General features: G+C 66.9%; 14 protein-coding genes. 6 read left to right on the forward strand and 8 right to left on the reverse strand.

Going from position 1 to position 12,038, the window contains the following annotated elements; translation table 11 throughout:
- Positions 1-61: 61 nt before the first annotated feature.
- Positions 62-769 (reverse strand): C40 family peptidase, encoded by a 708-nt coding sequence (locus tag PSEK12I1_RS0121955; RefSeq protein ID WP_027602932.1) that lies wholly within the window; start codon positions 767-769, stop codon positions 62-64.
- Between the two features lie 281 nt (positions 770-1,050).
- On the opposite strand from PSEK12I1_RS0121955, the gene PSEK12I1_RS0121960 reads away from it, so the two are divergent.
- Entirely contained in the window at positions 1,051-1,455 is a 405-nt protein-coding gene (locus tag PSEK12I1_RS0121960) for a TM2 domain-containing protein (RefSeq protein ID WP_007161671.1), read from the forward strand.
- Between the two features lie 50 nt (positions 1,456-1,505).
- Here PSEK12I1_RS0121960 and PSEK12I1_RS0121965 read toward each other — a convergent pair whose 3' ends face one another.
- The 7 genes from PSEK12I1_RS0121965 to gshB form a co-directional block, all read right to left on the reverse strand.
- Positions 1,506-2,783, reverse strand: a complete 1,278-nt coding sequence (locus tag PSEK12I1_RS0121965) for a dihydroorotase (protein ID WP_027602933.1) — start codon at positions 2,781-2,783, stop codon at positions 1,506-1,508.
- Positions 2,780-3,778, reverse strand: a complete 999-nt coding sequence (locus PSEK12I1_RS0121970) for an aspartate carbamoyltransferase catalytic subunit (RefSeq protein WP_007161673.1) — start codon at positions 3,776-3,778, stop codon at positions 2,780-2,782. The genes PSEK12I1_RS0121965 and PSEK12I1_RS0121970 overlap by 4 nt, the downstream gene beginning before the upstream one ends.
- A gap of 15 nt (positions 3,779-3,793) precedes the next feature.
- Positions 3,794-4,303 carry a bifunctional pyr operon transcriptional regulator/uracil phosphoribosyltransferase PyrR gene (pyrR, locus tag PSEK12I1_RS0121975; protein WP_027598880.1) on the reverse strand — a complete coding sequence of 170 codons (510 nt, stop codon included), beginning with the start codon at positions 4,301-4,303 and terminating at the stop codon, positions 3,794-3,796.
- 2 nt (positions 4,304-4,305) lie between these two features.
- Positions 4,306-4,758 (reverse strand): Holliday junction resolvase RuvX, encoded by a 453-nt coding sequence (ruvX, locus tag PSEK12I1_RS0121980; RefSeq protein ID WP_027598879.1) that lies wholly within the window; start codon positions 4,756-4,758, stop codon positions 4,306-4,308.
- On the reverse strand, positions 4,755-5,324 hold the full coding sequence (locus PSEK12I1_RS0121985) for a YqgE/AlgH family protein (protein ID WP_007161676.1): 570 nt from the start codon (positions 5,322-5,324) through the stop codon (positions 4,755-4,757). Before PSEK12I1_RS0121985 ends, ruvX begins: the two co-directional genes overlap by 4 nt.
- 55 nt (positions 5,325-5,379) lie before the next feature.
- Positions 5,380-6,258 carry an energy transducer TonB gene (locus PSEK12I1_RS0121990; protein WP_007161677.1) on the reverse strand — a complete coding sequence of 293 codons (879 nt, stop codon included), beginning with the start codon at positions 6,256-6,258 and terminating at the stop codon, positions 5,380-5,382.
- Between the two features lie 103 nt (positions 6,259-6,361).
- The gene (gene gshB, locus PSEK12I1_RS0121995; RefSeq protein ID WP_027602934.1) at positions 6,362-7,312 is read right to left on the reverse strand and encodes a glutathione synthase; all 951 of its coding nucleotides are present in this window, start codon (positions 7,310-7,312) and stop codon (positions 6,362-6,364) included.
- A 220-nt stretch (positions 7,313-7,532) separates the two neighbouring features.
- On the opposite strand from gshB, the gene pilG reads away from it, so the two are divergent.
- From pilG to PSEK12I1_RS0122020, 5 genes are all read left to right on the forward strand, one after another.
- Positions 7,533-7,940, forward strand: coding sequence for a twitching motility response regulator PilG (gene pilG, locus PSEK12I1_RS0122000; RefSeq protein WP_007161679.1), 408 nt, complete (start codon positions 7,533-7,535; stop codon positions 7,938-7,940).
- Between the two features lie 40 nt (positions 7,941-7,980).
- A complete protein-coding gene (pilH, locus tag PSEK12I1_RS0122005; protein ID WP_007161680.1) occupies positions 7,981-8,346 on the forward strand; it encodes a twitching motility response regulator PilH in 366 nt (121 codons plus the stop codon).
- A 49-nt stretch (positions 8,347-8,395) separates the two neighbouring features.
- The gene (locus tag PSEK12I1_RS0122010; RefSeq protein ID WP_007161681.1) at positions 8,396-8,932 is read left to right on the forward strand and encodes a chemotaxis protein CheW; all 537 of its coding nucleotides are present in this window, start codon (positions 8,396-8,398) and stop codon (positions 8,930-8,932) included.
- A gap of 161 nt (positions 8,933-9,093) precedes the next feature.
- Positions 9,094-11,124 (forward strand): methyl-accepting chemotaxis protein, encoded by a 2,031-nt coding sequence (locus PSEK12I1_RS0122015; RefSeq protein ID WP_027598875.1) that lies wholly within the window; start codon positions 9,094-9,096, stop codon positions 11,122-11,124.
- 61 nt (positions 11,125-11,185) lie between these two features.
- Positions 11,186-12,034: a protein-glutamate O-methyltransferase CheR gene (locus PSEK12I1_RS0122020; RefSeq protein ID WP_081347946.1), complete on the forward strand. Its 849-nt coding sequence runs from the start codon at positions 11,186-11,188 to the stop codon at positions 12,032-12,034.
- The last annotated feature ends 4 nt before the right edge of the window (positions 12,035-12,038 follow it).

Below are 12,038 nucleotides of genomic sequence, written 5' to 3' on the forward strand. Positions count from 1 at the left end.
CGGCGCCGAGTGGAGCGACACTCCGCCGGGCGGTAGTGCCCGGCGGAGCGAGGGGGAGGGATCAGGACTTGCGGGTACGCTTGGTACGCGGCTTGTCCGCGACGGGATCGGCTTCCGCCGCCAGGGTGGTGGGCTGCTGCAGCACGCGCTTGGCCGAGGCGAAGCGCTTGGTCCAGTAGGGCTTGCTCAGGTGATCGACGCGCACGCTCTCGCCACTGCGCGGGGCATGGACGAATCTATCGTTGCCCAGGTAGATGGCGACGTGATCGATACCGCTGCGCTGACCGGTCTTGAAGAACACCAGGTCGCCGGCTTTGAGATCGCCACGGGCGACCTTGGGTCCCTTGAGCTGGGCCAGCTCCCGGGACGTACGCGGCAGCTTGACGTTGTGCACGTCGCGATAGACGTAGTTGACCAGGCCGCTGCAATCCAGACCGTTCTGCGGATTGGTACCGCCGAAGCGATAGGGCGTGCCGACCAGGTCCATGGCGCGGGTCGCCACCTGGGCGCCGACGTTGCGGGTGGCGGCCTGGGCAGTGGCCTGTTTGCGGTGCAGGGCGCTGGTCGCACGGGCGGCGCGCTTGGCGCGGGCCGCGGAGGCTGCCTGGGCACGGTCGACGCTGGCGACGTGGCGAGCGGCAGCCTTGGGCGCGGGAGCAGCGGCGGCGTGCCGGGCGGTCTTGGGAGCTGAGGCGGCGGTGACATGCCGGGCTGCGACCTTGTGGACCGGAGCGGCAGTGCGCGCTGCAGAGTTCTCTTTCGCTTGCACTGCCGCGGGCAGTACAAGACAGGCGGAGAGCCATGTCAGAAGAAATAGACGCATTGTCGTAGGGGTGTCTGAAGATCGAAGCGAGGGATTCTATACCAACCCTGTGGATATTTTGTGCACCTCTCATCAAGAAATTATGTAATTTTTAGCGGAAAGTGAGGTCCCTTGAGCGCCAGCCAGTGAGACTCCCTGGGCATTCATCCAGTTTTCGACATAAAGTCACGGTGAAGGTAAGGGTGTAGGTAAGGCGGGTCTTTTCCTTCAGTCGCGAGGTAATAGGCATGCGGTATCAGGACACCCACAGCAAGGTCATGGGTTATCTGCTGTGGATCTTCGGCTTTCTCGGCGCCCACCGCTTCTACTATGGCAAGCCGGTCACCGGCACGATCTGGTTCTGCACCCTGGGCCTGCTGGGCATCGGCTGGCTGATCGACCTCTTCCTGATCCCGGCCATGGATCGCGAGGCGGACCTGCGCTTCCAGTCCGGCTCGCTTAACTACAGCCTGGGCTGGATCCTGCTGACCTTTCTCGGCATCTTCGGCGTGCACCGCCTCTACCTGGGCAAGTGGATCACCGCCATCCTCTATTTCTTTACGGCGGGTTTCTTCCTGCTGGGCGTGCTCTACGACTTCTGGACGCTCAATTCGCAGATCTCCGAAGAGAATCGCCGGCGGCTGGTGCGCTAGCGTCGGCTGGATGGCAAGAAGAAGGGGCTCCATGGAGCCCCTTCTTCTATTCAGGCGTCACGGCGGTAGGTGGTGCGGCCACCCACCAGGGTGCGTTCGATGCGTCCCCCCAGGGTGAGGCCCTGGAAGGGGCAGTTGCGCCCACGGGACAGCCAGGGCGTGGCGGCCTGGGCGGTCGGCTGCTGGGCGAACAGCACCAGGTCCGCCGGCAGGCCCTTGGCCAGGCGGCCCGCCGCCAGGCGCAGGGCCTGGGCCGGGCCGCTGGTGAGGCGGGCCAGCAGGGTCGGCAGATCCAGCAGGCCATCGTCCACCAGGGTCAGGGCCAGGGGCAGCAGCAATTCGACGCTGCTGATGCCCGGCTCGGTGGCGGCGAAGGGCGCCAGCTTGGCGTCCGCCTCGTGGGGCTGGTGATGGCTGGAGATGGCGCCGATCACCCCGTCCCGTACCCCGGCGCGCAGGGCGTCGCGATCGCGCGCGGTGCGCAGCGGCGGCTTGACGTGATAGAGACTGGAAAAGCCCTGCAGGGCCTCGTCGGTGAGCAGCAACTGGTAGAGCGCCACATCGGCGGTCACCGGCAGGCCGCGCGCCTGGGCGGCGGCGATCATCTCCACCGCGCGGGCACTGGTCAGCTGCCCGAAGTGGGCGCGCACGCCACTCTGTTCCACCAGCAGCAGGTCACGCGACAGGGCGATGGTCTCCGCGGTCTCCGGGATGCCGGTGAGCCCCAGGAAGCTGGCGGTGGGTCCTTCGTGGGCCAGGCCGCCGTGGGCCAGATCGGCGTCCAGGGCGGTAAAGACCACGGTGAGGTCGAAGGTGGCGGCGTATTCCAGCGCGCGCCGCTGCACCCGCAGATTCTCGAAGGGCTGCAGGCCGTTGGTGAAGGCCACGCAACCGGCGTCGCGCAGGGCCATCAGTTCGGCCAGCTGCTCGCCGGCGAGGCCCTTGGTCAGGGCGCCGATGGGATGGACGCGGGCATGATCGGCGGTGCGCGCCCGGTCGAGGATGAGTTCGGCCACCGCCGTGGTGTCCAGCACCGGACGCGTGGTGGGCGGGCAACAGAGGCTGGTGACGCCACCGGCCGCGGCGGCGCGGGTCTCGCTGTCGACGTTGCCCTTGCGGGTCAGGCCCGGTTCGCACAGGGCGACATCCAGGTCGACCAGGCCGGGCGCCAGGATCAGGCCGCTGGCGTCCAGCTGCTCGTCGGCCTGGAAGCCCTGGGGCGCCTCGCCGAGGGCGAGGATGCGACCCTGGTCGACATGGACGTCGCTGATCTGGTCGAGACCGGTGGCCGGGTCGATCACCCGGGCATTGCGGATGCTCAGGCTCACTGCGCATTCTCCTGTAGCTGACGCTGGGCCGTCTGCCCGCTCATGGTCATCGACAAGACCGCCATGCGGACCGCGATGCCGTAGGTGACCTGGTTGAGGATGACCGACTGCTCGCCATCGGCGACCGCGGATTCGATTTCGACGCCCCGGTTGATCGGCCCGGGGTGCATGACGATGGCATCGGGCTTGGCGCGCGCCAGGCGCTGGCGGGTCAGGCCGAACAGCCGGTAGTACTCGCCTTCGCTGGGCAAGAGGCCGCCCTGCATGCGCTCGCGTTGCAGGCGCAGCATGATCACCACGTCCACGCCGTCCAGGCCCTCGGCCAGGTCGGTGAAGGTGCGTACGCCATAGAGTTCTTCGAGGCCGACCGGCAGCAGGGTGCGCGGGGCGATCACGCGGATGTCGCGGCAACCCAGGGTGCGCAGCGCCAGCATGTCGGAGCGGGCGACCCGCGAATGCAGGATGTCGCCGACGATGGCCACCGACAGGTTGGCGAAATCGCCCTTGTGGCGGCGAATGGTCAGCATGTCGAGCATGCCCTGGGTGGGGTGCGCATGGCGGCCGTCGCCGCCGTTGATGATGGCCACATCGGGACAGACGTGTTCGGCGATGAAGTGGGCGGCGCCGGAGTCGGCGTGGCGCACCACGAACATGTCGGCAGCCATGGCTTCCAGGTTGCGCAGGGTGTCGAACAGCGTCTCGCCCTTGCTGGTGGAGGAGGTGGAGACGTTGAGGGTGATGACGTCCGCCGACAGCCGCTTGGCCGCCAGTTCGAAGGTGGTGCGGGTGCGCGTCGAATTTTCGAAGAAGACGTTGCACACGGTCTTACCGCGCAGCAACGGCACCTTTTTCACCGCCCGGGCACCGACCTCGAGAAAGGAGTCGGCGGTGTCGAGCAATTCGGTGAGGAGTTCGGCGGGCAGGTCGTCGAGTGACAGGAAGTGGCGCAATTGGCCCTGGGCGTTGAGTTGCAGCGAACGCGTAGCGTCGGTCATGGCGGCAGATCCAGGTCAGGCGGCGGGGACGTCGCGGTATTCGAGTGCGAGCGGCGAGGGGCCGGTCAGCTTGACGCGCTGGGTGGGGGCCAGGGTCAGGGTGGCGCCCACCACGTCAGGCTGGATCGGCAATTCGCGGGCATTGACGTCCAGCAGGCAGACCAGGGTCACACTGGCGGGACGGCCATAGTCGAAGAGTTCGTTGAGCGCCGCACGCACGGTGCGGCCGCTCATCAGCACGTCGTCCACCAGCACCAGGTGGCGCCCGTCGATCTCGAACGGCAGGGCCGAGGGGCGCACCTGGGGGTGCAGGCCCTTCTGGGTGAAGTCGTCGCGGTAGAAGGAGACGTCCAGGCTGCCCAGCGGGGTGTCAAGGCCGAGTTCGGCCAGCAGGGCCTCGGCGACCCAGAGGCCGCCGGTGTGGATGCCGACGAAGCCGGGGTCGGTGATGCCACGACGATCCAGCGACAGGCGCAGGTCGGCGGCCAGCCGCGGCAGGAGCTCGGCGGGAGAGGGCAGGTGCATGGCTACTCCGATTGCGGGCGCGCGGCCCGTTCCAGTTGTTGGGTCAGCCAGCCTTCCAGGAGAAGGGCGGCGGCAAGGGCATCCACCGGGCGCTCGCGATAGCCGTCGCGCTGACCGCCCTGCAGGCGCTCGCCCTTGGCGGCATAGGTGGTGAGGCGCTCGTCATGGGTATGCACGGGCAGGCCGTAGCGGCCGTGCAGGCGGCGGGCGAAGCGTTCGGCGCGCTCGCTCATCTCGCTGGGGGTGCCGTCCATGTTCAGCGGCAGGCCGACCACCAGGGCGGTGGGCCGCCACTCGTCCAGCAGCCGCTGGATCTGCTGCCAGTCGGGTACGCCGTTCTGCGCCTTGAGGGTGAGCAGTTCGCGGGCCTGACCGGTCACGGCCTGGCCGACGGCGACGCCGATCTGCCGGGTGCCGTAGTCAAAGCCCAGGTAGAGCCCGCTGGGCGCGCTCATGCGTGGCCCGCCTGGCGCGACAGTAGGCGCAGGTCGACCCCCAGCAGGGCGGCGGCCGCGCCGAGGCGCTGCTCGCTCGGCGTCTCGAACAGCAGGGCGCTGGTGGCCGGGGTGGTGAGCCAGAGATTGGCGGCGAGTTCTTCTTCCAGTTGGCCGGGCCCCCAGCCGCTGTAGCCCAGGGTGATCAGGTGGCGGCTCGGACCGGTGCCGTCGGAGAGGGCGAAGAGCACGTCCGGCGAGGTGGTCAGGCTCAGTTCTTCGAGTTCCAGGGTGTTCTGGAACACCGGGCCGGCGTCATGCAGGACGAAGCCGCGATCGGTCTGCACCGGACCGCCGGCATAGAGCACGACCCGGGTGTCTTCCGGGGTGGCCGGTATGTCCGGACGCAGCTGTTCGAGAAGGTCGTCCAGGTGCAGGCCATTGGGCCGGTTGATCACCAGGCCCATGGCGCCGTCCGGGCCATGGTCGACGAGGTAGATCACCGTCTCGGCGAAATTGGGATCGTCCATCTGCGGCATGGCGATCAGGAGCTGGTGCTGTAGGGTGGTGCTGGAGGTCGGCTTCATGACCGGCAAGTTTCCCGGTTGCGCGGTCCGGCTTCAAGTCCAACGGCGTCCCGGGCTATTGACTGGACAGGCGGTCGCCACGCTCGAAGCGCCAGGTACGGATGATCTCCAGGCGGTCGATGTCGGCCAGGTCGCCGCTGAAGGGGGCGAAGGGCGCCGCCAGCCGGACGATGCGCAGCGCCGCCTGATCGAGTACCTGGCGCCCCGAGGACTCCAGCACCTGGACCTCGTAGAGCGAGCCGTCCTTGTTGATGGACACCAGCAGGCGCAGGCTGCCGTAGAGGCGGTCGCGCTTGGCCTGTTCGGGGTAGTTGAGATTGCCGATGCGCTCGATCTTGCGCCGCCATTCTTCCTTGTAGCGGGCGCCCTTGTCCTTTTGCGTCGAGGCGGCGTTGATCCGCCAGATCTTTGGCCGCTTGGCGTATTGCTGGCGCTCTTCGGCGAGCTGGGCCTCCAGGCTGGCGAGTTCGGCGGCCTGGCTGTCGGACTCGGGGCTCGGCGCATCGCGCTGCTCCCGTTCGGGTGTCTCGCGACTGGGTTCGGCCTTGGTCGGCCGCGCGGCGCGGGTGGTCACCGCCGCCTTGGGCGCCTGGGCGCGATCCGCCGCCGGCGGGCGGGCCGGAGGCGCGGCCTGGCGGATCTCGCTGTCGTGGAAGGGCGCCTGCACCGGGGTGCTTGGGGCCGCCGCCTTGTCCAGGGTGCCGCTGCCTTGCTGGTTCTCCTGGGCGAGGAAGTCGGCCTGCTTGGGCGCCTCGTCGCTCTTGAAGCTGGCCAGCGTCACCTCCAGGGTACGGCTGATCTGGGTGGGCTCGGGCAGCGAAAAGCCGACGCCGAGAATCAGCACGACGTGCAGCAGGGTCGCGATGAGCAGCGTGAAGCCCAGGCGGTCGGCGGGACGAACCTGGCTGGCGGGGGAGGAGGCGGTGCTGGGCATTGACTGGGTCGGCAAGGGCAGAGGACGCGCGGCAGGGCTGGCGCCAGTCTGCGGATTGTGTCCGCGGTTGTCCATGCCGCCACGGGCGGCACGGACCCTCGCCTCAGCCCGCGCGTTGCTGCGCGATCACATCCATGAGGCGCTCGGCGATGCGGGTGTCATAGGCCGCATCGATCTCGCGGATGCAGGTCGGACTGGTGACGTTGATCTCGGTGAGGTGCTCGCCGATCACGTCCAGGCCGACAAAGAGCAGGCCGCGCTTGCGCAGTTCCGGGCCCACCGTGGCGGCGATTTCGCGATCCCGCGCCGACAGCGGCTGGGCGACGCCCCGGCCACCAGCGGCCAGGTTGCCGCGGGTCTCGCCCTGGGCCGGAATGCGCGCCAGGCAATAGTCCACGGGTTGACCGTCGATCATCAGGATGCGCTTGTCGCCGTCCTTGATGCCTGGCAGGTAGCGCTGGGCGATGATCTGCTGGGTGCCGTGGGCGGTCAGGGTCTCGAGGATCACCGAGAGGTTGGGATCCCCTTCGCGGTGGCGGAACACCGAGCTGCCGCCCATGCCGTCCAGCGGCTTGAGGATGACGTCGCCATGGGTGCGGGCGAATTCGCGGATGATGTCGGCGCGGCGGCTGACCAGGGTCGGCGGTGCCAGCTCGGGAAACAGGGTGGCAAAGAACTTCTCGTTGCAGTCGCGCAGACTGGCCGGGCGATTCACCACCAGGGTGCCGCCACGCTCGGCCTGCTCCAGCAGGTAGGTGGCATAGACGAATTCGTTGTCGAAGGGCGGATCCTTGCGCATCAGGATCACGTCCAGCTCGCGCAGGGGCAGGTCGACGTCCTCGCCAAAGGCGAACCAGCGCTCCGGATCCTGGAACACGTCCAGCTGCCGACCGCGACCGCGGGCCTCGCCATCGACCTGGTACAGGTCCTGCATCTCGAAATAGTGCAGGGTCCAGCCGCGCGCCTTGGCCGCCCACAGCATGGCCATGGAGCTATCCTTCTTATAGGAGATGCGTTCGATGGGATCCATGACGATCCCCAGGCGGATACTCATTGACGCTAGACCTCGGTTGTACGTGGGCAAGGCGTCAGAATAGCCCTTCGATCCCCTCCAGTGCCAATGCTTGCGCGATCGTCGTGGTGGGCGGGCCGGTGGTCCGCCACCAGGGGATCTGCGTGGTACGTCACGGTATTGTGTGCTACAAAGAGGCGCCGCCAAAGTGCCCGGATCGACATCATTCACGTTTCATCGACGATGAGCTGGTAGCTTGAACATGGAACAGTATTCGGAAGGGCTGAAGGTCATGGTGATCGACGACTCGAAGACGATTCGTCGGACCGCCGAGACCCTGCTCAAGAAAGTTGGCTGCGAGGTCATCACCGCCATCGATGGATTCGATGCGCTCGCCAAGATCGCCGATAGTCACCCCCACATCATCTTCGTGGACATCATGATGCCGCGACTGGATGGCTATCAGACCTGCGCGCTGATCAAGAACAACAGCGCCTTCCGCGCGACGCCCGTCATCATGCTGTCCTCCCGTGACGGGCTCTTCGACAAGGCCAAGGGCCGCATCGTCGGCTCTGACCAGTACCTCACCAAACCCTTCAGCAAAGAAGAGCTGATCGGTGCGATCAAGACCCACGTCCCCAGTTTCACTCCGCTCGAACAAGCGTCCTGAGTGTCCTGAGGCGGGCGATTCAATCTAGTAGGAAATTTTCATGGCTCGAATTCTGATCGTCGACGACTCTCCCACCGAGATGTACAAGCTCACCGCCATGCTGGAAAAGCATGGGCATCAGGTGCTCAAGGCCGAGAACGGTGCCGACGGCGTCGCCCTGGCCCGCCAGGAGAAGCCGGACGCGGTGCTGATGGATATCGTCATGCCCGGCCTCAATGGCTTCCAGGCCACCCGGCAGCTGACCAAGGATGCCGAGACCAGCCACATCCCGGTGGTCATCGTCACCACCAAGGACCAGGAAACCGACAAGGTCTGGGGCAAGCGCCAGGGCGCCAAGGACTACCTCACCAAGCCCATCGACGAAGACACCCTGCTGCGCACCCTGGCGGGTGTCCTGCAAGGCTGAGGTCTTTCGTCCGTTTCTCGCGGCAGCGCCCCACTGGGCAGGGAATCCTATGAGCGACGCCACCACGCCCTACGAACTCTTGCGCCTGATCGATCTGCGCTGCCGCGAGCGGGCGGCCGGCCTGCCGGCGCAGCAGGAAAACCAGCGCAGCTGGAGCGGTATCGGCTTTCGCCTCGGTGAATTGCGCTTCGTGATTCCCATGGGCGAGGTCAGCGAGATCCTGCCGGAGCCGCGCTTCACCGCGCTGCCCGGCGTCAAGCCGTGGCTCAAGGGCGTGGCCAACGTGCGTGGTCGCCTGCTGCCGATCGCCGACCTGGGGCAATTCCTCGGCGTGAAGATCCAGGCCCTGCGCAAACAGCGGCGCATCCTGATCGTCGACCATGGCGACCTCTTCGTCGGGTTGGCGGTTGACGAAGTCCTGGGGATGCAGCATTTCGACATCGAGGCCTATCGCGAGCACGCCGACAGCGTGCCGGCGGGCCTGCACTTCTTTCTGGAAGGTGTCTTCCAACGCGACGTGCCCTGGCTGGTCTGCAGCCCGCGCGCCTTGGTCGAGCATCCCGAGTTCATGGACGTCGCGGCCTAGCGGGTCGGAGGTCCGGACGCTGCAAGGCGGATCGGGGTCGGGATGGCAGGAGCCGTCGCCGACGGGTGGGGGTAGGGCGACGAGCACCGGCTTCAAGCAAACCGGTCCGGCGTCCGACAAGGATAGAACTAAAGGAACCAAGGTCCAGGCGGGGGCCGCTGATGAACAAACTCAATACCGGGAAACTCAACGCGTGGGTCGCGGGCATGTTCGTGGTGCTGATCGTCGCGATCGTGCTGCTGTTCGCCAACTTCGCGTACCTGGGCACCCAGACCAACTACGATAACCAGTATCAGGGCCAGGCTACCGAGCTGCGCATCCTCTCGCAGCAGCTGGCCAAGAGCGCCAGTGAGGCCGCGACCGGCAAGGCCGACGCCTTCAAGGACCTGCGCCAGGCCCGTGCCGAATTCGAGCGCCGCCTGAACATCCTGCGCAGCGGCGATCCGCAGACCGGTCTGCCGGCGTCGCCGGCGATCCTCCGTCCGCGGCTGGACACCCTGGAATCCCAGTGGGAGGCCCAGCGCAAGCAGGTCGACACCATGCTCGGCAGCGAGCAGACCGTACTGTCCCTGCACCAGCTGTCCGGCGCCCTGGCCGACACCATCCCCCAGCTGCAGGTCGAGAACGAAGAGATCGTCGACATCCTGATCGAGCGCGGCGCGCCCGCCAGTCAGGTGGTGGTGGCCCAGCGGCAGGCGCTGCTCGCCGAGCGGATCCTCGGCGCCATCAACAAGATCCTCACCGGCGACGAAGCCGCCGTGCAGGCGGCCGACAGCTTTGGTCGCGACGCCAGCCTGTTCGGCCGGGTGCTCAAGGCCATGCGCGAAGGCAATGCCTCCATGGGCATCGCCAAGATCACCGATCCCGAGGCGGTCGGCCGCCTCAACGAAGCCAACAAGCTGTTCGAATTCGTCTCCGGCAACGTCGACGAGATCCTCGCGACCTCGCCCGAACTGCTGCAGATCCGTTCCGCCGTGGGCCTGATCTACCGTGGTTCCCAGGCGCTGCTCGGTTCCGCCTCGGACCTGAGCGCCGGCTACGCGTCGCTGGCCCAGAGCCGCAAGATCAACACCGTGGGCAGCTACCTGCTGGTGTTCATCGCCCTCGGCGCCATCCTCTGCATCGGCTACATCCTGGTGCGCGACACCCGCCGCCGCCTGGCCGAGACCGACGAGAAGAACCAGCGCAACCAGACCGCCATTCTGCGTCTGCTGGACGAGATTGCCGACCTCGCCGACGGTGACCTGACCGTGCAGGCCACGGTGACCGAAGACTTCACCGGCGCCATCGCCGACTCCATCAACTACTCCATCGACCAGCTGCGCGAACTGGTGGAAACCATCAACCAGACCGCCGTCCAGGTGGCCGCCGCCGCCCAGGAGTCCCAGGACACCGCCACCGTGCTGGCCGAGGCCTCGGAACACCAGGCCCAGGAAATCGCCGGGGCCTCCGCGGCGATCAACGAGATGGCCGTGTCCATCGACCAGGTATCCACCAACGCCTCCGAATCCACCGCGGTGGCGGAGCGCTCCGTGGCCATCGCCAACAAGGGCAACCAGGTGGTGCACAACACCATCATCGGCATGGACAGCATTCGCGAACAGATCCAGGACACCGCCAAGCGGATCAAGCGCCTGGGCGAGTCGTCCCAGGAGATCGGCGACATCGTCGGCCTGATCAACGACATCGCCGACCAGACCAACATCCTGGCCCTGAACGCCGCCATCCAGGCCTCCATGGCCGGTGACGCCGGCCGCGGCTTCGCCGTGGTCGCCGACGAGGTCCAGCGCCTCGCCGAACGTTCCTCCGGCGCCACCAAGCAGATCGAGGCCCTGGTCAAGGCGATCCAGACCGACACCAACGAAGCGGTCATCTCCATGGAGCAGACCACCTCGGAAGTGGTGCGCGGAGCCGCCCTGGCCCAGGACGCCGGTGTGGCCCTGGAAGAGATCGAGAAGGTATCGCAGAGCCTCGCCGGGCTGATCCAGAACATCTCCAATGCCGCGCGCCAGCAGTCTTCGTCCGCCAGCCACATCTCCAGCACCATGAACGTGATTCAGGAGATCACCTCGCAGACCTCGGCCGGCACCACCGCCACCGCGCGCAGCATCGGCGAGCTGGCCAAGCTGGCCAGCGAGATGCGGCGTTCGGTCTCGGGCTTCAATCTGCCGAACGAGCAGCCGCTGGGCTGACCGCAGCGGCCGCATCGCGGTGTGGCGAGGGGGAGACGGGGTGAGGGAGTCGAGTTGGGCGTTGCGCCGTGCTCCCGAGCTGCCGGATGCGGACTTCGAGCGTTGGCGACAGCTGCTCGAGATGCGCGCCGGCATGGTACTGGACGATCGCCAGCGCAGCTTTCTGCAGATCCAGCTGGCCGCGCGCATGCGCGAACTGGAGATCGCGGATTACGACAGCTACTACCAGGTCGTCTGCGCGGGCATCGGCGGGCGCATCGAATGGGTCCGGCTGCTCGATCGGCTGACCATCCAGGCCACCCGCTTCTTCCGCCATCCACCGTCCTTCGCGCTGCTGGAAGCCTATGTGAGTGAATTCGCCCGGACCACCGAGGGCAACGGTCTGACCCTGTGGAGTCTAGGGTGCGCCAGTGGAGAGGAAGCGTTTTCGATGGCCATCAGTACCGCCGAAGCTCTGGCCCGGCAGCCACGCCCCCTGACGTTCGCCCTGACCGGTACCGACATCAGCAGCGAAGCCCTGCGCCAGGCGCGGCAGGGGACCTACAGCCTGCAGCGGCTGGCTGGGGTGCCGGCCAGCCTGCGCGAGCGCTATTTCCGCACCCATGCGGACGGCAGTTTCGAGGTCACCGCGGGCCTGGCGGAGCGACTGTGCTTCGCCCGACTCAATGTGCTGGAACTGGGGCAGGCCCCCTTGCAGGGGCTCAATGTCATTTTTTGTCAGAACTTGCTGATTTATTTCCGCCGCTGGCTGCGTCGAGACCTGCTCAACCAGCTGGTCCAGCGGCTTGCACCGGGTGGGCTCTTGGTCCTGGGTGTCGGTGAGGTGAGCAATTGGAGCCACCCGCAACTGGTACCCGTCGATCATCCCGAAGTCCTGGCGTTCACCCGCCAGGTAAGCCCCCCGGCATGACAGG

The organism is Pseudomonas sp. MOIL14HWK12:I1 (assembly GCF_000510705.1).
GTDB lineage: Bacteria > Pseudomonadota > Gammaproteobacteria > Pseudomonadales > Pseudomonadaceae > Chryseomonas > Chryseomonas oryzihabitans.